General features: G+C 39.1%; 19 protein-coding genes. 6 read left to right on the top strand and 13 right to left on the bottom strand.

What is annotated here, in order from left to right:
• The first annotated feature begins 113 nt into the window (after positions 1-113).
• The gene (uvrA, locus tag AAGD16_RS01600; protein ID WP_377113225.1) at positions 114-2,939 is read left to right on the top strand and encodes an excinuclease ABC subunit UvrA; all 2,826 of its coding nucleotides are present in this window, start codon (positions 114-116) and stop codon (positions 2,937-2,939) included.
• Positions 2,940-2,968: 29 nt separating this feature from the next.
• A complete protein-coding gene (locus AAGD16_RS01595; RefSeq protein WP_377113222.1) occupies positions 2,969-4,030 on the top strand; it encodes a hypothetical protein in 1,062 nt (353 codons plus the stop codon).
• A gap of 146 nt (positions 4,031-4,176) precedes the next feature.
• Here the strand turns inward: AAGD16_RS01595 and AAGD16_RS01590 are convergent, their stop codons facing one another.
• Positions 4,177-6,321: a winged helix-turn-helix domain-containing protein gene (locus AAGD16_RS01590; RefSeq protein ID WP_377113219.1), complete on the bottom strand. Its 2,145-nt coding sequence runs from the start codon at positions 6,319-6,321 to the stop codon at positions 4,177-4,179.
• A 284-nt stretch (positions 6,322-6,605) separates the two neighbouring features.
• On the opposite strand from AAGD16_RS01590, the gene AAGD16_RS01585 reads away from it, so the two are divergent.
• Positions 6,606-6,956, top strand: coding sequence for a hypothetical protein (locus AAGD16_RS01585; protein ID WP_013463912.1), 351 nt, complete (start codon positions 6,606-6,608; stop codon positions 6,954-6,956).
• A 27-nt stretch (positions 6,957-6,983) separates the two neighbouring features.
• Entirely contained in the window at positions 6,984-7,904 is a 921-nt protein-coding gene (locus tag AAGD16_RS01580) for a TraB/GumN family protein (protein ID WP_013463911.1), read from the top strand.
• A gap of 122 nt (positions 7,905-8,026) precedes the next feature.
• On the opposite strand, the gene trpS is transcribed toward AAGD16_RS01580, so the two are convergent.
• From trpS to rpe, 3 genes are read right to left on the bottom strand one after another with little or no spacing between them, the layout of a single operon-like run.
• The gene (gene trpS, locus AAGD16_RS01575) at positions 8,027-9,031 is read right to left on the bottom strand and encodes a tryptophan--tRNA ligase (protein ID WP_008115060.1); all 1,005 of its coding nucleotides are present in this window, start codon (positions 9,029-9,031) and stop codon (positions 8,027-8,029) included.
• Positions 9,032-9,064: 33 nt separating this feature from the next.
• Positions 9,065-9,730, bottom strand: a complete 666-nt coding sequence (locus AAGD16_RS01570) for a phosphoglycolate phosphatase (RefSeq protein WP_008115059.1) — start codon at positions 9,728-9,730, stop codon at positions 9,065-9,067.
• Positions 9,730-10,413: a ribulose-phosphate 3-epimerase gene (gene rpe / locus AAGD16_RS01565; protein ID WP_096038101.1), complete on the bottom strand. Its 684-nt coding sequence runs from the start codon at positions 10,411-10,413 to the stop codon at positions 9,730-9,732. The genes AAGD16_RS01570 and rpe overlap by 1 nt, the downstream gene beginning before the upstream one ends.
• A gap of 297 nt (positions 10,414-10,710) precedes the next feature.
• On the opposite strand from rpe, the gene AAGD16_RS01560 reads away from it, so the two are divergent.
• Both AAGD16_RS01560 and AAGD16_RS01555 read left to right on the top strand, forming a co-directional pair.
• On the top strand, positions 10,711-11,010 hold the full coding sequence (locus AAGD16_RS01560) for a hypothetical protein (protein ID WP_008115055.1): 300 nt from the start codon (positions 10,711-10,713) through the stop codon (positions 11,008-11,010).
• Positions 11,011-11,014: 4 nt separating this feature from the next.
• Positions 11,015-11,200, top strand: a complete 186-nt coding sequence (locus AAGD16_RS01555) for a DUF2970 domain-containing protein (RefSeq protein WP_096038100.1) — start codon at positions 11,015-11,017, stop codon at positions 11,198-11,200.
• On the opposite strand, the gene AAGD16_RS01550 is transcribed toward AAGD16_RS01555, so the two are convergent.
• The 9 genes from AAGD16_RS01550 to AAGD16_RS01510 all read right to left on the bottom strand — a co-directional run bounded on the left by AAGD16_RS01550 (position 11,163) and on the right by AAGD16_RS01510 (position 20,295).
• Positions 11,163-12,014, bottom strand: coding sequence for a Dam family site-specific DNA-(adenine-N6)-methyltransferase (locus AAGD16_RS01550; protein ID WP_008115051.1), 852 nt, complete (start codon positions 12,012-12,014; stop codon positions 11,163-11,165). The two genes, AAGD16_RS01555 and AAGD16_RS01550, sit on opposite strands and share 38 nt — an antisense overlap.
• Positions 12,015-12,067: 53 nt before the next feature.
• Positions 12,068-13,384 (bottom strand): SPOR domain-containing protein, encoded by a 1,317-nt coding sequence (locus tag AAGD16_RS01545; protein ID WP_096038099.1) that lies wholly within the window; start codon positions 13,382-13,384, stop codon positions 12,068-12,070.
• Positions 13,385-14,455 (bottom strand): 3-dehydroquinate synthase, encoded by a 1,071-nt coding sequence (gene aroB, locus AAGD16_RS01540; protein WP_008115047.1) that lies wholly within the window; start codon positions 14,453-14,455, stop codon positions 13,385-13,387.
• Positions 14,456-14,484: 29 nt separating this feature from the next.
• Complete coding sequence (aroK, locus tag AAGD16_RS01535; protein WP_008466255.1) at positions 14,485-15,003, bottom strand: shikimate kinase AroK; 519 nt, start codon at positions 15,001-15,003, stop codon at positions 14,485-14,487.
• A 447-nt stretch (positions 15,004-15,450) separates the two neighbouring features.
• On the bottom strand, positions 15,451-17,541 hold the full coding sequence (locus tag AAGD16_RS01530; RefSeq protein ID WP_036955760.1) for a type IV pilus secretin PilQ: 2,091 nt from the start codon (positions 17,539-17,541) through the stop codon (positions 15,451-15,453).
• Complete coding sequence (locus AAGD16_RS01525) at positions 17,528-18,064, bottom strand: pilus assembly protein PilP (RefSeq protein WP_008115036.1); 537 nt, start codon at positions 18,062-18,064, stop codon at positions 17,528-17,530. The genes AAGD16_RS01530 and AAGD16_RS01525 overlap by 14 nt, the downstream gene beginning before the upstream one ends.
• Positions 18,064-18,666 carry a type 4a pilus biogenesis protein PilO gene (locus AAGD16_RS01520; RefSeq protein ID WP_008115035.1) on the bottom strand — a complete coding sequence of 201 codons (603 nt, stop codon included), beginning with the start codon at positions 18,664-18,666 and terminating at the stop codon, positions 18,064-18,066. The genes AAGD16_RS01525 and AAGD16_RS01520 overlap by 1 nt, the downstream gene beginning before the upstream one ends.
• Complete coding sequence (locus AAGD16_RS01515) at positions 18,656-19,228, bottom strand: PilN domain-containing protein (RefSeq protein ID WP_008115031.1); 573 nt, start codon at positions 19,226-19,228, stop codon at positions 18,656-18,658. Before AAGD16_RS01515 ends, AAGD16_RS01520 begins: the two co-directional genes overlap by 11 nt.
• Entirely contained in the window at positions 19,216-20,295 is a 1,080-nt protein-coding gene (locus tag AAGD16_RS01510; RefSeq protein ID WP_013463905.1) for a pilus assembly protein PilM, read from the bottom strand. The genes AAGD16_RS01515 and AAGD16_RS01510 overlap by 13 nt, the downstream gene beginning before the upstream one ends.
• Positions 20,296-20,357 lie beyond the last annotated feature (62 nt).

The following is a 20,357-nucleotide window of genomic DNA, read 5'->3' as shown; positions in this document are numbered from 1 at the left end:
AGCTTGGCAATAATTAATCGTCTATAACTAAGGATTTTTTCGATGATCAAGGATTAATATTGCAGCGTATTATGCGATACTGAGCAAATAATTTTGGCAATAAACGAGATAGCATGGAAAACATTGAAGTCCGAGGCGCCCGCACGCACAATTTAAAAGACATCAGCCTAACCATCCCACGTGATAAACTAATTGTTATTACTGGCTTATCTGGTTCAGGAAAGTCATCACTTGCATTTGATACGCTGTATGCAGAAGGGCAACGCCGGTATGTTGAATCACTCTCTGCTTATGCAAGGCAGTTTTTGTCATTAATGGAAAAGCCCGATGTAGATCATATTGAAGGCCTTTCTCCTGCTATTTCCATAGAACAAAAATCAACCTCGCATAACCCACGTTCAACCGTGGGAACTATTACTGAAATCTACGATTATTTACGCTTGATGTTTGCACGCGTTGGCGAACCTCGCTGTCCGACTCATGATTTACCGCTCGCGGCGCAAACAATCAGCCAAATGGTCGATACTGCGCTGGCACTGCCTGAGGGCACAAAGCTAATGCTCTTGGCGCCTGTTGTTAAAGACCGTAAAGGCGAACATGTAAAGCTATTAGAGCAGCTTGCAAGCCAAGGCTACATTCGCGCACGTATTGATGGCGAAGTGTGCGACCTATCTGATCCACCACCACTAGATCTACATAAAAAGCACACAATTGAAGTCGTGGTTGATCGCTTTAAAGTCAAAGACGGCCAGCAACAACGTCTCGCGGAATCATTCGAAACAGCACTTGAAATGTCAGGCGGCGTTGCCAACATTGCGTTTATGGACGATAGCAATGCTGAAGAAATGTTGTTTTCAGCAAATTTTGCCTGTCCAACCTGTGGCTATGCGATGACAGAGCTTGAACCGCGTCTATTTTCGTTCAACAACCCAGCCGGCGCTTGTCAAAGCTGTGACGGTTTAGGTGTAAGGCAATACTTTGACCCTAATCGCGTGGTTCATAACCCTGAGATAAGTTTAGCTGGCGGTGCAATTAAAGGTTGGGACAAACGCAGCTTTTACTACTATCAAATGTTGCAAGCAGTTGCACAACATTACGACTTTGATTTAGATGTGCCTTATCAGGAACTAGCTAAAGAACATAAGAAAATTATTCTAGATGGCTCGGGTGATACTAAAATTGCATTTAATTACCGTAATGACCGCGGTGATTTAATTACACGTAATCATGTATTTGAAGGCGTGTTAAATAATATGAACCGCCGCTACCGCGAAACTGAATCAAACTCTGTGCGTGAAGAGCTAGCTAAGTATCAAACTAGTCAAGCGTGCCCTAGTTGTAAAGGTTCGCGCCTTCGCCAAGAAGCACGTAACGTATTTATTGGTCAAACTAACTTACCAACCATCACACATATGAGTATTGGTGAGGCAATGAGCTTTTTTGAAGGCTTGCATTTGACTGGGCAAAAAGGCCAAATTGCGGAGAAGATTTTAAAAGAAATTCGCGATCGTTTATCTTTCTTAATAAATGTTGGCCTAAATTACTTATCACTTGAGCGCAGCGCCGACACGCTCTCTGGCGGTGAAGCACAGCGTATTCGTTTAGCGAGTCAAATTGGCGCTGGATTAGTAGGTGTAATGTATGTTTTAGATGAACCATCTATTGGTTTACACCAACGTGATAACGACCGTTTATTAAAAACCTTAGTGCATTTACGTGATTTAGGTAACACCGTTATTGTTGTAGAGCATGATGAAGACGCGATCCGCGCGGCAGATCATATTATTGATATTGGTCCGGGTGCTGGTGTCCATGGCGGCCATGTTATTGCTCAAGGTACACGCGATGATATTTTAGCGAGCAAAGACTCGGTTACCGGTCAGTTTTTATCGGGGGTGCGTAAAATTGAAGTACCTAAAGAGCGCCATGCTACTAACGATAAATGGTTAGAGCTGTTTGGCGCTACCGGTAATAACTTAAAAAATGTTGATTTAAAAATACCCTTTGGCTTAATGACCTGTATTACCGGTGTATCGGGCTCAGGTAAATCTACACTCATTAACGACACCTTATTTAAACTCGCTCACACTGAGCTTAATGGTGCCACAACCGCAGAAGCGGCCCCTTACAAGTCAATTGAAGGCCTTGAGCACTTTGATAAAGTGATTGATATTGACCAAAGTCCTATTGGCCGCACACCGCGTTCAAATCCTGCAACTTATACCGGTATTTTCACCGGTATTCGTGAACTGTTTGCGGGTACTCAAGAAGCCCGTTCACGTGGTTACAAAGTAGGTCGCTTTAGCTTTAATGTTAAAGGTGGGCGTTGTGAGGCATGCCAAGGTGATGGCGTTATTAAAGTAGAAATGCACTTTTTACCTGACGTATATGTGCCGTGTGATGTATGTAAAGGTAAACGTTATAACCGCGAAACCTTAGAAGTACAATATAAAGGCAAAAACATCAACCAAGTGCTCGATATGACCGTTGAAGATGCCCATGACTACTTTGATAAAATACCGGCTATAGCACGCAAACTTAAAACCCTAATGGATGTTGGACTTTCTTATATCCGCTTAGGCCAAGCCGCTACAACACTTTCGGGTGGTGAAGCACAGCGAATTAAGTTAGCACGTGAGCTTTCTAAGCGTGATACCGGTAAAACGCTATACATATTAGATGAGCCAACAACAGGCCTGCATTTTGCAGATATAGAGCAGTTATTAGTAGTACTGCATCGTCTGCGCGATCATGGCAATACCATTGTAGTGATTGAGCACAATTTAGATGTCATCAAAACAGCCGACTGGATCGTTGATTTAGGCCCTGAAGGTGGTGCTGGCGGCGGTGAAATACTGATTGCAGGTACACCAGAAGAAGTGGCTGAATGCCAGCGCTCTCATACTGGGCACTACTTAAAACCGTTATTAAATAAATAACGGTAATACGCTTTAGATAAGGAAAGTCGGTGTTAAGGTATTTAAAAATTGCAAAATGGCGTGCTAATAAGCAGTTTAAGCAACAGCAAAAAAGCTGGCAGCCACACCAAGTTAAACTGCTTAGCCATATAAAAAGCATATGGTTTAACCTTAACACCGCGCAAAAACTTTATCTGCTTGCGTTTATAACCCTAGCCATTTTTAAGTTAACGTGGCTATGTGCCACTATTACTATTATTGCGCTAATCATAGAATTTTGGCCTAAGTTTAATCAACTATGGAATTCACTCGCCGGTAAAGCACTTATTTTGGTATTTTATGCCAGTATTGCTAACTTTGTTTTAGCAAGTGCTAGTGGCATTGTAAATGAAGTCACTCAGGTATCAGCTAATCACTTTAATTACACTCATAACTTTGCCACTTTATTATATTTACCGCCTTGGACACTAGGAATAACTCTGGCAACACTGCTCGGCTTACAACTTATTTTGCCTTTTTACATCATAGTGTTATTACTAATCAAGCCATTTGGATCTGATCGCATAAAGTTTATTAGCCAAAGCTACTCACCACTTCTAACTGCATTAACCCGCTTTTTTTTAGCGACGGTAGTGTTTGTAAGTCTGATTGCATTTATTGATGAAAAACCGCCTGAAAAAGTATTAAACGATATAGTAAATAGCTTTGAAAATAGTCAATCGCTCGCAAATAAATCCCCCGCTGAGCAAGAGCAAGCCATAGAAAAATTGAGTGAGCAAATAGAGAAAAAACTCCCCTCTTCAGACAATGACAGCGCTCAGACAAAAACATTTGGTATTCGCTTAGAAGGCGAAGATGAGAACACTCAAACGGTTAGGCAGTTTTTAGATACTAAAGGCTACTTTGAACGTAGTAAGCGCTTAATTGCCATGTTTGCCTATAGTTATGAAGCAGACAGTTATTCACGTTGTAAGAAATCAACAGAGAGTAAGTCAATCGAGCTCAATGATTACGAAATTATTGAAATAACGCCTGATCAAAGCATGCCTTACGGTTATCAATTTATAGTTAGAGCCTGTGAGTCTGCCGGTATTTCTGCTACAAAACATTAAAATATAAAAAATGCCGCTAAATTAGCGGCATTTTTGTATCTGCAAATAAACGCGCTTATGGGCGTGGAATAAACCCAACCGCATCATAAACTGCTTTTAATGTAGTTTCTGCACGCGCGCTGGCTTTCTCGGCATAATGAATAGCGCTATTCGCCCCAACTAATTTGTACTATTTGCATATCTTTATACTTAGATCCCGTAAACAATATTTCATTGCTTTCGTTTACCTCAAAACCAATAGGTCGAAAGTCCACGTGTGTATCTTGTATGGTTTGATCTTGTAAATTTAGCCTCGCGATTCTAGAAATAGAATCTGAATAATAGAAATAGTTTTTGCTAATGCCATATGCAACTGACTTTTTGGCATTTTTAGGTAATTCCCAGCTTTGCCTATCTGAAAGGCGAATTAATTGATTATCATTGGTTACGTATCCGTTACCTTTACTATCTGAAATGAGTTTATTCGCTTTTATTCCTTCTATCACGCGTGTATCGCGGGTGAGTAAATTAAATTCTGCCAATATATTTTTTGAACCAAGTCGCTTAATATAAATAATGCTTTCGTTATTTTTTGACCAAATATAGCTTATTATTTTATGCTTATTAAATTCTTCTAACGGATAAAATTTTTGAGCGTTTACGTCATAAAGTGAATAGCTTTTATTTTTTATGAACATTATGCGCTGCTTATTGGGAGAAGCTCTGAGCATTCCTAATGCAAAAATCGAAGGGGCATCATCATAATTAAAAAAGCTAAGTTGCTTTGTAAAACCATTTTGAGAGAGCCATAATTGACTGCTGCCAGAACGCTCAGATACGAAAACATGCGCAGGCCCTTCTTTATTAACTATTTCAATAATGTTGTAGTCGTCTTTATCACTTTTATAGAGCGTTTCATACTTAGGTGTATCGCCAAAAGGGTCTGTTGCTTTAATTAGCGAGTATGATTGGGTTTTATTCTCTGAATAAAAAAGACTATTGGCAGAGTGAACCGCTATATAATAAGGATTTATCTTTGGGGTTACTGTTAGCGTATGTTTAACAATGTTTTTTTCATCAAACATAATGGTTGAAAGCTCAGAACCTTCAAATACAATCACGCCTTTATCGTCAGCAAGCCAATCAAATGCAAAGCTAATCGTGGTTTTTTCTGCTTTAAATAACCGCTTGGTTTCATGCGTCTCAAAGTTATAACTAAATACAGAAAAAGGCTTACCCTTTTGACTAAGTATATATGCTATTTTATTACCAGAATGAGATAAACGCGGCATGATTACGCCATACATTACCCCTGGTGGTGGGATCACTATGAATTCTTTTTTAAGTTCTAAATCAAATTTATATAAACCTGAACCTTCATGCTCATTTTTATATTCGGTGTAATAAATATGTTCACCACTTTCGTCTACTTGCGCATAACCTGTATATCTAAGGTCACACTTTTTAATAGAGGTAGCCTCCCCTATAACAGGAAACTGGCTTAAATCAACAAGTACCATTTCGCACTTTTGCTGCTTTAAATTGGTAGCTTGTAATAGCACTGATTGCTGGTTTAACTGCCACGATAAAACTGACACTTGAAAGCCAGGATAGGTAATTTCAACTTCCCTTTGATCAGATAGTCGCTTAACAAATGCATGCATTACGTCATTTTCAGGTTCTATATTAGTGTAAGCTAAAAACTGTTTATCAGAAGATACCTCGGGGTGAACCTCGCTGCCAATATTCCACGTGCTTGCTACCTTATTAACCGTGATCTGTTTAATCTTTTCGCTAGAAGGTGCATTAATAAAAAACAACCCAAACCATACTAAAAAGCATATAAAAATAATGACGACTAAAGAATAGATCAAAAGCTTTTTACTATTCGTTCTTTGAACCGGTTGAGAAGTAGTTGCAGTCACTACCTCTTCATTTTTTGCAGAAATATCCGGTGAGTCAGGCAAAAAGTTTGCAGGCTTTTCAGAAGCGTTTGCTTGCGTTAAGCGCTCTGGTATGACTGTTAGGCTATATCCTTTACGGTAATGCGTTTTCAAAAGCGGCGCTTTTTCAATGGGGTGAGCAAGCTGCTTTCTTAACTCTGAAATAGCACGATTAATCGCATTGTCGTCTACAAAGCTTTGCTGCCACACACTCTCTATTAGCGCTTGACGGGAAACGATTTGTTGAGGCTTATCTATAAAATACAGTAACAGCTTTACTAAAAGTGGGTCTAATTCCCTTTCCATGTTGTTTGAAGTAATCACACAGCGATTACTAATAAATTGCCAAGGTCCGATTTGATAATTCATAGTGTTTACGTATTTTTATTTTTCACTAACCCTATCACAGGTACACTTTTTAATATAGTTAGGTGAATTAGAAACCTTATTTCTGCAGATAAGGTTTAAGGCTAACACTTTAATTTAAAACAATAAAAACAATAAAAATTCTTATAAATAAATCACTCACATCTAGATAAGCGACTCTCGGTAAATTCAGCGATATTCTTTAAAACGTCATCAACAAGCAGCTTACTGAACACGACTTTTAAATGTTAATTAAGCTGACTTTTAAACATAAAAAAGGTTTCATTATGAATAACGCAACTAAAAAAGTATTACCCGTAATTATATTAGCAACAGTATTTAGTACAGCCTCTGCAGTCGCTACAGAAAGCAAAAGCAACACGCTATTAGCTAATTCAGGGCAATGTGCAGCCGGTGAAATAGTTATCAATAGCAATCAAATAATTTATGCTACAAACACCGATTCACTCATTAAGCATGAAGTAAACACTGAAACATTATTTACTAGTATAGAGAATCAAATAACGGCCGACTTTGAATCTTCTATAAACAAGATGAACGCAAAAATTGATAGCAACCTTTCGAAAATAACGTCATCACTAACAACTTATATAAGCACTATTTTAACCAATCAATAATAAATAAAATTTCATTAAGGAAGTGTTATGAACGCATTTACTAAAAAAGTATTTTCAGCAACTGTATTATTGAGCAGCTGTTTATTAGCAACGACTGTGCAAGCACAAAGCTCAGTGTGGCAGGTAAGCAAAGGAAATGACTCATTATTTATTGGCGGCACAGTACACATTTTACCGAAATCAGAAATGCCTCTACCAGTGGAGTTTAACCACGCCTATAAACAAGCAGATACTATTGTATTAGAAGCACCAATACCTGATCCTAGCGATGCACAAGCACAAATGAAAATGTTGAGCGCACTATCCTATAAAAATAATGAAACATTGAGCCAAAAGCTAACTCCAGAGGTAAAGCTCGCATTAGAAAACAAGCTGGCTGAATTTGGTGCAAATCTGAATAAATTAGATAACTTTCGCCCAGCAATGGTTAGTATTGTGCTGATGTCGATGGAGTTGCAAAAACAAAATTTAATGGGTGAAGGCGTTGACGCTTACTTTACTAAAAAAGCGACATTAGATAATAAAGAACAACAATACTTAGAGACGATGGCATTTCAGTTAGAGTTATTTAAGACTATGGGTGAACATAACGAAAATGACTTTATCAAAAATAATTTAGCTGGGTTTGACAATTACGGTGTGATGTTTAAAAAATTACTCTCAGCTTGGCGTGAGGGTGATACACAATCGCTCTATACAGTAGCACTTGAACCGATGCAAAAAAATGATCCTGCAACTTATAAACAATTAATGACCGATAGAAACAATAACTGGCTAGTTAAACTAGAACAAATGTTTAAAAACGATAAAAGTGAATTTGTACTTGTGGGCGCAGGACACCTCGCCGGAGAAGATAGCTTACTGACATTACTTGAGAATAAAGGCTACCAAGTATCTTTAGTTGATATTAACAATACAACTTCCAAAACAACTGCTAAGGCCGATTGATGGATAAAACAGACAAGCAAGCAATGTCACTTCTATTTATATTTGGCTTTTTAATGTTAATCAGCGTGATATAAAAAATGCCGCTAAATTAGCGGCATTTTTGTATCTGCAAATAAACGCGCTTATGGGCGTGGAATAAACCCAACCGCATCATAAACTGCTTTTAATGTAGTTTCTGCACGCGCGCTTGCTTTTTCAGCCCCTGTTCTCATGATGTCATTGAGAAGTGTTTGATCTTCACGAATTTCTTTAAAACGTGTTTGAATTGGCTCAATCATGCTGACAACAGCTGCTGCGGTGTCTTTTTTCAAATGGCCATACATTTTGTCTTCGTATTCAGGGACTAACTCTTCAATTGAGCGCTTAGTTGCCACACTTAGTAGCGTAAGTAAATTAGATACACCTGGCTTTTCTTTGCGATCAAAGTAAATACGCGCTTGCTCGTCAGAATCGGTAACTGCTTTTTTAAGCTTTTTCTCAATCTTTTTCGGCTCGTCTAACATCATAATAAAGCCATTTGGATTTTCATCTGACTTAGACATTTTCTTCAGTGGATCTTGCAGGCTCATGACTCGCGCACCAAATTCTGGAATATACGGTTCTGGCAGCGTAAAAATATCGCCGTAAACATTATTAAAGCGAGTTGCAATATCACGCGTTAGTTCAAGATGCTGTTTTTGATCTTCACCTACAGGTACTTTGTCTGCTTGGTACAGTAAAATATCAGCCGCTTGCAAAGCCGGATAAGCAAATAACCCCACATTAATATTATTAGCATGCGTTGCCGACTTATCTTTAAACTGGGTCATGCGATTAAGCTCACCCATTTGCGCATAACAGTTTAATACCCAGCCAAGTTGCGCATGCTCAGGTACCTGAGATTGTACAAATAACGCCGCTTTTTCTGGGTTAATACCGCATGCCGTATATAACGCAACGCCATCGAGTACACGAGCACGCAATAATTCAGGGTCTTGGCGTACGGTAATTGCATGCAAGTCTGCAAGCATAAAGTAGCTATCATATTCTTCCTGTAGCTTAACCCACTGGTTAATAGCGCCAACATAGTTGCCTATTGTCATACCACCGGTTGGCTGCATGCCACTTAATACTACTGGTTTACTCATGATTTTCCTTTATTTTTACTTAATTAAAAATGCTTAACGCTGTGTTAGTGTCGGTATTATAGCTAAGAAGTTATCGCATAGGTACTGCGGATTATAATCCGCTAACTGCTCTCCCTGGTGATACCCATAAGTGAGCGCTATCACGTCAATGTTAGCGGCTTGCGCTGCGAGTATGTCACTCTTTGAATCACCAATCATAATCGCTTTATCAGGCGTTATATTTAATGCATCGCAAGCAAATAATAGCGGCTCAGGTGACGGTTTTTTTGCCATGTCGTCACCGCAAACAATCACTTCAAAATGACTGCGAATAGCGAGCTTATCTAAAAGCATTTCAGTAAAGCGGCGTGCTTTATTAGTAATAAGTGCTTTAGGCATACCACTGAGAGCAGCAAGACCAGTTTCAACATGCTGATATAACACACTGTATTCACCGACCTGCTCACTGTAATGTTGATAAAACAGATTGATAGCTCGTTCGCTTAAAGCCTCATCGAGGTGCTCACTAATTTGCATATCGCCGCAAAGGGCTCGTTTCACTAACACCTCAATGCCATTACCTACCCAGCTTTCAACTAATCGCTGACTGACAATTGGAAACGCTAAATCGCTAAGTGTTAAATTTAAAGCCATATACAAGTCGTACACGCTATCAACTAGGGTGCCGTCTAAGTCAAAAAACGCTGCATCATATTTCATTATTCAACACTTTCTAATTGCTGACGCATCTCATCAATCACCGTTTTATAATCAGCCTGATTAAAAATAGCTGAGCCTGCAACAAACATATCTGCACCCGCTTCAGCCGCCGCTGCTATGTTATCTACTTTAATACCGCCATCTACTTCTAAACGAATATCACGTCCAGATTCAACAATGCGTTGTTTTGCCTCTCGCAGTTTCTCGAGTGTTTGTGGAATAAAACTTTGCCCACCAAACCCAGGATTTACTGACATTAATAAGATCACATCTACTTTATCCATTACGTGATCGAGGTAACTTAAACTCGTTGCAGGGTTGAACACTAAGCCTGCTTGGCAACCTTCATCTTTTATCAATTGCAAAGTACGGTCAATATGCTCGCTCGCCTCTGGGTGAAAGGTAATAATTGATGCACCCGCCTTGGCAAATTGTGGGATTAAACTATCTACCGGTTTTACCATTAAATGCACATCAATCGGGGCTTTAATCCCGTAGTCGCGAAGTGCTTTACATACCATTGGGCCAATCGTTAAGTTAGGTACATAATGGTTATCCATTACATCAAAATGAACGACATCAGCACCTGCGGCTAACACTTTGTCGACATCTTCGCCTAATCGTGCAAAGTCTGCAGATAATATTGAGGGCGCTATTAAGTATTTTTGTTCACAGTTGAGCATCGCTAATCCGTTAATGAATAATTTATGCCGTTAATGTAACTTAATTAGCGAAGTTACCCAAGTAGCACCTTTAAAAATAGCGCCAAATAAGTAATGTTAAAGCCTTATTGTGGCTATTCATGAAAAAGAATAACCTGCTGAGGATGTAGGCTTTATAATTAAAAAAAGAATCAGTTTTTAAGCGGGGGCCACTCAGTATTTAAAACACAATACAAATAAACAATAACAAAAATAAAGTGTATTATTTAAGCAGTTTTTGTTATGCTGGGCAAAGAACTAAATTATTAGGTTTATATTATGCGTGCTTTTAAAATTGGATTATTAATCACGTCGGTAAGTGTTATTATTGGAGCAACATCGCTTTGCTCAAATACTGAGCAAGATTTAGGCTCAGCCAACATTTGTCTTCATAAAGAGCAAACCAACGCTATTAATAATAGCGCAACCCGTTGCATTCAAATTGAAGAAGATTCGTCTTGGGCCTCTTGGTTAACAGGCGATAGTCGTAGCGCTCAGTTTCATTACTTAGACTTGCTAGAGTTGTTAACGGGTACTGATGACAAACACAAGCCCTCTTCAATCAAGCCATTATTTTAATTAAATGCAGCACTTTTTTAGCGCGTTACAAAGCGTACTGGCTGCATTTTTTGGTGTTCAATCTGAAGATAAGCGCAAAACAGACTTTAAGCAACACTCTCCAATTACGCTAATAGCTATTGCCGTAGTACTGTTTGTATTATTTGTACTGGCTATTTATGCAACCGTGACTTCGGTGCTAAATACATAGCCATTAGCTCATCCACTTTATTTCGTGAACCGCCCTTTGGACTAATCGTACGTTTAACCTGAATTTTATCCAGTGATGCTTGACTGTAAATTTTGCGTGTCCACACGGTATCGTGGTTTGAAATAAGGACTGGCGTGTTATTCTCAAATGCCGCTTGCTCAGCCAAGTTAGCTAAATTAGCCTGATCATCTAAATTAAATCCGCCTTTAGCGTAAGAGGTAAACGATGCGGTTTTACTTAATGGCACATAGGGCGGATCGCAGTATATCACCGCATTTTTAGGGACCAGTTTAAATACATCATCGTAGCCTAAGCAGGTAAATGTTGCTTTTTGTGCTTTGTTGGCAAAAAAGTACATTTCTTTTTCAGGAAAATAAGGCTTTTTATATTTACCAAAAGGCACATTAAAAATGCCCTTTAAGTTATATCGACATAATCCGTTATAACCATGGCGGTTCATATATAAAAATAAAATAGCTCGCTCATACACATCGCTGCTTTGGTTAAACTGCACACGATAATCGTAATACGCATCTGGATGGTTATTTAAATCAACAAATAGTTTTTTTGCATCGCTAATAAACTCATCCGGCGAACGTTTAAGCTCTTTATATAAATTGATTAAATCAGCATTTATATCGTTAAGTACATAGTGTTTAAAATTACTATTTAAAAACACTGAGCCCGCACCAACAAAAGGTTCAACCAAGGTATCTGCATGTTTACTTGCTTGATTTAGTCGCGCGTTAATATCTTCAACGAGGCTGTATTTTCCGCCAGCCCATTTAAGGAAGGCTCTACTCTTTTGCTGCATTGGCTCTTTACTTCAATTCGGTGTTGCGCGATTTTACACTAAAGTCACTGAGTTTACTGATCAACTCGTGCAATTTCTTGTTTTATTTTGCTAATTTTTTTATAGAAAGGTTTATTTTTTCTTACTCCAGCAGGGAGTGCTTGCAGTGCTTGTTTTGCCTCATTTAAGTTAGCAAAACTGCCTGTTGTTACCACCCACCACATTTTACCATTTCGTTTAGTTTGGTATGTATTAGTAATACTTTCTAGCTTATGTTCAGCAATAAACTCATTGCCTACCTGCTGCTGAGTTACGGCTAATAGCTGAATAACAAAATTATCTTCAGGTTGTTCTAGGTACCAGTTACTGGGTATTTTTACTATTTGGCTTTGCTGCTTTACCACCTCAGGTACGCTAATCGCTTCTTCAACCGGCGGCGGTGCTGGCTTTTCTTGTTCAGTTAAAGTCGATGGCTCAGTTAAACTTCCTACAATTGCTGGCACGTCATTGTGGGCACTCTCATCTGTAGTTGGCTCTTTAGTTATAGGCTGTGGCGAAGTAAACAGGGTTGGTGATTTAACCGGTTGTTGTTTATTTTGAATAGCTTGCTCGGTTGTAATAGCGGTTGTGAGGACTTGCTCATCGCTTTGACTATTAGCATTTTTCCACCATTGGGTCATATCAGCTTTGTATACAACGCCAATAATCAATAACATAATTATGAGTAATAGTGTGAGCAACTGTAAGCGCCAAGATACTTTGTCTTTTACGATAATATCAGCAACTTGTTCGCTAGGCTGCCAGGCTAATAAAAGACTTGGGTTACCTTGGGCTTCAACTAAAAAGGTTTTAAATACAGGGTCTTCATAATAAGGTAGCGCCGTGAAGTACCATCCCATTAGCTGCTTACTTTCAACCAAGTTTAATGGCTCTAAATGAATATTAACTGCCTCTTTAAACGGCAATTTAGATTGCGATGCAATCATAATGTAAAGCACATTGGGCGCACTTTTTGATAACAGCTCGAGCTCTGCAATTAGTTCTTCAGATAGGTGCCTGCCGCCATCGATAACCCATAAACACGCGCCGCATTGTTGTTGCTTCGCTAATTGATAATAGTTTTGTGATAAGCTCAGGTTGTGATCAATTAAAGGGGCATTAAAGCTTTGCTCTAATAATTGAGTCATCAATTGCACATCAGTCATTTGAGCGCCAACTTGCACAAACGCTTTATTAAAATCGTTATATTTATCAGTGATGAAGGTTTCAAGCAAATAGCTTTTACCTAAACCAGAAGTGCCCAACAAAACAATTAGGTTTTGACCATATTCAAATTGCAATGCGATTCTATCCACCAAAGCCGCACGGCTCGGTAAAATTTGTGACTGCATTTATTGCTCGATCAATGCTCTGACTTGATCATCAGACACATCATCAACTAATGCACATTGACCAAATTCGGTGGGTAAAATGAATCGGATAGTCCCTTTTTTATTCTTTTTATCTTTTCGCATATGCAGTAAAAAGTGCTCACTGGTCATATCGCTAGGTATCTCGATTGGTAAGCTATATTGCGCTATTAATGCAGCAATACGCTCTACATCTTCTCGTGTTAAATCTTGGCGAGTATAAGCAAGCTTTGCAGCAAGCACCATACCTGTTGCGACTGCTTCTCCATGTAACCAAACACCGTAACCCATTTGTGCTTCAATAGCATGCGCAAACGTGTGCCCTAAATTTAACAACGCACGAAGGCCCTGCTCTTTTTCATCTTGTGCAACAATGAGCGCTTTAATTTCACAGCATCTGAAGATGATGTGCTGTAAACACGTCTCGTCTAATTGTTGTAATTTAGCGATGTTATGCTCTAGATAAGCAAACAGTTCAGTATCGTAAATCAAGCCATACTTAATAACTTCAGCCATGCCTGCAGCAAACTCGCGTGTTGGTAAGGTATGCAACGAACGTGTGTCAATAAATACAGCTTGGGGTTGATAAAAAGCCCCAATCATATTTTTACCTAGCGGGTGATTAACCGCTGTTTTGCCGCCAACTGAAGAATCAACTTGAGATAATAAAGTGGTTGGTATTTGGATAAAAGGGACGCCACGCTGATAACAAGCAGCAACAAATCCAGTTAAATCACCTACAACGCCACCACCTAATGCAATTAAGCAGGTGTCACGGCCGCAATTATTCTCAAGTAGGAATGCCGAAATTTTTTCAAACCAAGTGAGTGATTTATATTGCTCACCATCTGGAATAATAAAATGCAGTGGGTTTAGCTGTGCTAATGAATCAAGCAACTGTTGAAGGTACAGCGGTGCAATCGTTTCATTAGTAATGATGATAGGCCGACAATCACCAATGTGATGGATTAGACGGCCTGTATCTTGAAGTGCAGATTGACCAATATAAATAGGATAACTTCGCTCGTCTAAATTAACAGTTAATTCAAGCATGCTGGGTTAGTCCTTTTTAATACTGGCTTTTAAAAATCCAATTTCTCGATGATTTGGTTAGCAACAACTTTCGCGCTCTGCTCATCAGTGCGTACAACAAAATCAGCTACTTCTTTATATAATGGTTCACGCTCTTCTGCTAAGCGCTCAAGTACATCACGAGGTGCTTCTTCTGTTTGCAGTAATGGGCGACGCTTGTCGCGTTGCGTACGTGCAACTTGCTTTTCAATCGGTGTCTCTAAGTATACAACAATACCGCGAGCCGAAAGCTTGTTTCGAACTTCTTTACTCATTACTGAGCCACCACCGGTTGCAAGTACAATACCTTGCATTTCGGTTAAGTCACCAATAACAGATTCTTCACGAAGTCTAAAGCCTTCTTCACCTTCAAGATCGAATACCCAGGCAATATCTGCGCCCGTGCGACGTTCGATTTCTTGATCAGAATCAACAAATTCAAGGTGTAATTGGTCAGCGATGTGACGACCAATCGTGCTTTTGCCAGCCCCCATGGGGCCAACTAGAAATATATTACGTTTCTCAGCCATATCTTTTAGTACAAACGAACTCTAAAATTTGAAATAAAACCCCGCCTAACGACCTGGCCCCAAAATTAAGAAAGGGATTATCTCAGTAATCGGTCGGGTATTTCAAGTCAATTAGGATAAAAAGCCATATAACGAGCAATTAAACTAAATAATTACCCACTGGTTAACAAAAAAGCACCTTATTATAGGCAAGTTTATCTTCTAGGGTTAAAATTTATGCAATTAAGGTTACTACATTGTTGCTTCATGAAAGCTTTTGCATGGTAACTTTACAAGAGCCTGAATTACAAACAACATAAACGCAGCCTTAAATACATCCGCAGTACAGTACATGATCAAAATTATATACTGTCTTATTGTACATTTATAGGGAGTGTTCACACCACGATAACTAAATTACATACCCATACTATCTAGGCTGGTATTCAACCTAGATAGCTTAAATATTTAGTCTATTTGGATTTTAGGTGTGACAAAAATCAGCAGTTCGCGCTTTTCATTGAACTCGCTTGTGCTTTTAAATAGTCTTCCTACGTAAGGAAGGTCGCCCAATAAAGGTACTTTTTTGGTCGAATTAATAATTTGCTGTTGGAAAATACCACCCAACACTACCGTTTGTCCATTCTCAACGAGTACTTGAGTCTCAATTTGTTGCGTATCAATGGCAACCGCTGGGCCTGTACCTGTTTGAACCGTATCCCCTCGGGTATCTTGAGTAATGATTAAATTTAAAATAACTTTGTTATCGGGTGTGATATGAGGTGTCACTTCTAGGCTTAGTACCGCCTTTTTAAAACTTACGGTTGTTGCACCACTTGAAGCTGACTCCACATAAGGGATCTCAGTACCTTGCTCAATACGCGCTTTTTGCTGATTAGCAGCAGTAATGCGTGGGCTTGCAATGATTTCACCTTTGTTTTCTTCTTCAAGGGCGGTTAATTCTAAATCAATTAATGTTCCGTTAGCCAATTTAGCAATGTGCATACCTATACTCGCCGATGGATTCGCCACTGGTAAATTAACGTTAAGTCGATCAGAAAGACTAGGAATATTACCATTAGAAATCGTTTCAGCTCCTTCTAATGTGCCAGAAACACCGTCTGAGCCTTGCTGATCACTAAACCCCCAACGAACCCCCAAGTCTTCAGTTACGTTGTCACGTACGGTTACCATACGCGCTTCAATAACCACTTGTTTAACCGGTATATCTAAAGTTTCGACCATACGACGAACACTTTCAATACTTTTTGCAGTGTCTTTCATTAATAACGTATTAGTACGTTGATCAACAGACACGCTCCCTCTGGCTGTAATAATACTGTTGGTATCTGTTTTTAATAAGTCGGCAAAATCTTCTGCTTTTGCATAATTTAAGCGGATGTATTCACTGTAAAGTGGCTCTAAATCCTCAACTTGCTGTTTAGCTTTTAACTCTTTTGCTTCACGGGCAGCCAGCTCTTCAGATGGTGCAACCATTAAAATAGAACCGTCCATGCGTTTGTCTAAGCCTTTTATTCTAAGCACGACATCTAACGCCTGATCCCACGGAACCCCATCAAGGCGAAGAGTGATATTGCCTGTCACTGAGTCGCTTGTTACCAAGTTAAAATCATTGTAACCGGCAATAATCTGTAACACAGCACGAACAGAGATATCTTGAAAATTAAGCGTCATAGGACGACCCAAGTACTCTTTACCACCATCTAAGTAGGCATTTTGCGTTTCATCTTTCTCAACCGTTAAGGTAAAAATATTCTCAATTTGCTGATAGGTATAGGCAAATGCAGTGTTTGGTTCAATCACTAAACGTGTAAGGTTATCTTCTTTAAACGTTTCAATACTGCTCACCACAGTGCCAAAATCAAGTACATCTAATTCATACAATAAATCATCTAAAATATCGGTATGATGAAACTCGGCAATGATTTTTCCGCCGCTTTCATGCACCTCTACAGCTGCCTGAGTATCTTGTAGATAAACAAGTACTTTCGCTTCACCTTTTTCTCCACGTCGAAAGTCAATTGCTTGAATACCGTTAATATAATTAGACGTGTAAGCAGGCTTATCTTCGCTGGTTGCTAAAATTTGCTCTGTGAGTGGGTTATCAGAAATTCTAATAGAAACTAAATTATTGTTTACTTCAGTCTCATAAATTTTTAATCGGTCCAAGTTAATGGTCACTTTTAAACCCGCACTGGTCATCATACTCGTGATGTTACTGATACCAGCTTGGTTGATAGCGATATTCGTCAACCCTTCATCTAATTCTACCCCATCAAATAGTAGCTCTATTCTTGCAGGGCTATTAAAAACTTGTACTGCTGGTTGCTGCTGCAACTCTTCATCAAAAACTAGCTGTAATTCGGTTTCACCTTTAAGCAATGGATTATATCGAACGTCATAGAGTAAAGGGGCTGCACTTACGGCTTTTGTCATTAGTAGTAAAAAAACAAACAATAAAGCAGATAAAATACGATGATGCGAACACTCACCTTTGTGCATATAGGGTATACCTTTTTTCTTATTAATTTGCGCCATTGGTTGCCGCCTCTAACATTTCTAATTTGGTCAAACGTTCTTTCCAACAACCTGACCCATCAGGGATTAATTCTACTAATTCAATATAGTCACTATTAACACTGCTTACTTTTCCGTCATAGGTGCCTAAATAGCTTCCTATTGTTACTCGGTGCAAGGTGTCATCAGCAGCTGTAATGAGCGCCCATGTTTTGCCGTTCGATCCTATTGTGCCCCTCATTGCTAAATTATCTAATGGGTACTTCTCCAGTGGCTGACGAACACGCTCTGGATCTGGGTGAAGACAGTTTTTAACTTGTGTTAGCTTGTTTTGAATAATTTCTGGTTCTGGCGCTACAAAAGGACTACGTAAGTCTTTGGCGTTATACTCAAAGTGCTCAAACTTAACTAGCTCAGGTATTTTTTCAATACGTGCCGTGGTATTTGCCTTAACCTGATCAATAAATTCTTTTTGCTCCGATGTATCCTCGTTACAGCCACTGAGCAAAAACATCGCAGTGGTTAAAAAGAGAAGCTGCTTCATCATCTCACCCCCTCTTCATAACGGTAAGTTTTTGCTACTACACTGAATGTTAGCTGCTTTTCGCCAGATGATAAAATAGAAAAGTCATGTAAACTGACAATTCTTGGTAGTTGAGCCACTTTCCCTACAAATTCGCCAAACTCATGATAAGTACCTACCACTTCAATTTTAATTGGCAACTCGGTATAAAACTCTTTTTCAACTTCTGGCAACCAACCAATTTTTAAAAATGTTAACCCGCTGGTTGTACCCACATAAGAAAGGTCGTCCAATAATCCTGGCGTCTCATTTGAAGTAGGTAGGCGTTTTAATAATTGAGAGAATTTATCTTCCATCTCAACCATTTGCTCACGATAAATATCAAGCTTACTGGCAACTGCATATTTAGTTCGGTAGGTTGTGCGTAACTCAATTTCCTTAGCAACGGCATTGTGGTAGCTGTCTATTTCATCCGACACTAATAAGCTGTAGCTAAAAAACAACACCAAACAAGCTACAAAAGTTCCGCATATTGCTTTTACAATAACGGGCCACTCACCGATGTTATCGAGCTCGATTTCATTCCAATCGATTTCTGTAAACGATTTAAAATCAAGGTTCATTACGTACCTCACCTATTTTGCCAAATGGTTTTACGTAAAACTCCATATTAAAATCGCTGAGTAAACGTGAAGATTGATCGCCGGCAACAATACCTTGCATAGTCGGGCGCTCTAATAAGTAAGAGCTTTGTACCTGTCTGAGCATAGTAGATAAACGATTATTAGACTCACTTTTGCCTAACACATGAATTTGATTACCTTTGCGCTCCAGCTTGGTTAAATAAACCCCTGCAGGCACTATTTTTGCCACTTCATCCATTATTTGGGTGCCTAAATTACGGCTACTTTGTAACTCTTCAATTAAACGCATACGTTGTTGTAAGTTTTCTTTTTTCTTGTCTAGATCACGTATGTCGCGAATTTTATTGTCGAGCGTTGTAATTTCTGAACTAAGATAATTATTTTTTAACGTTTGCCCTTCTTTTAGAGCACCATAAAACACACTCAGCATATACATACCAGCAAAACAGACGATAACCACAGCCATAAGAAGTGTTATAAATTTCTTTTTAGACTGCTCACGCTGTAGCTCACGCCAAGGTAATAAATTTATATGTGGCATGATGAAAAGCTCCTCAACGCCAGGCCAGTCGCAATTGCAAATTGAGTGCGGTGGCGCTGTATTATATTACGATCAACTCTAGGGGATATTTCCATCTTATCAAATGGTTCAACAACAACTGTGTGTATTCCTAATTCTTCAATCAGCAATCTATCAATGCCTTTAATCATCGCTGAGCCGCCCGTCAATACAATATAGTCCAATTGTTCTTTACCTGTGGTGGTTAAAAACATTTGAACAGCACGACGAACCTGCTGGAGTAACGATGTTTGAAAAGGTGCTAACACTTCAAATGTATAGTTTGGAGGTAAATCACCGGTTGTTTTGCCAATTTCAGCTTCATCAAAGCCTTTGTTGTAGTAAGCAACGATACTATTTGTGTATTGGTCGCCACCAAATACTTGGTCACGGGTATAAATTGTCTCACCAGATTGCACTACACTCACCAAGGTGAGTACAGCACCAATATCAACCACTGCAACCGTTTTGTCATATGCATCTGATGGTAACTGTTGGTAGTAAACATCCATAGCGCGACTTAGCGCATAGCTTTCAACGTCCACTACTTTTGCGGTTAAATTCGCAGCACTTAACGCACCGACTCTGGCTTCAACGCTTTCGGTTCTAGCGGCAGAGAGCAGTACATTTATTTTGCTCGGGTCAGCACTATTTGTAGAGAGCTTTTCAAAATCAAGACTCACTTCATCTAGTGGGTAAGGAATTAAGCTGTCGGCTTCAATTTCAATCTGCGACTCTAATTCAGCGTCGCTTAAGGAAACATCCATGAAAATAACTTTGGTAATCACGGTTTGCCCAGAGACGGCAACAGACGCGAATTTTAGCGACTTTGGTAGCTTTCGTTTTAACTTGATTATCACATTACCAATTGCTTCAATATCTTGAATATTACGCTCGCTCATAGCGCCTTTTGGCATAGGTTCAATTGCAAGTGCTTCTAGTCGAAGCCCAGTTTCCGTTTCACTTAAAAGTACGGCCTTGATAGAGTGCGATCCAATATCAATACCTACCATCATTGGTGATGGTTTTTTTATTAGTTGACTTAGCATGTTTGCAACTTTGCCTTTGTTTTAATAATAAACAAGTTATAATTTATATCTTAAAAAATATT

The organism is Pseudoalteromonas sp. M58, from assembly GCF_042604605.1.
Taxonomy (GTDB): domain Bacteria; phylum Pseudomonadota; class Gammaproteobacteria; order Enterobacterales; family Alteromonadaceae; genus Pseudoalteromonas; species Pseudoalteromonas tetraodonis.
The sequence above is the reverse complement of the archived record's forward strand: the minus strand, read 5'-3'. Positions and strand labels throughout refer to the sequence as shown.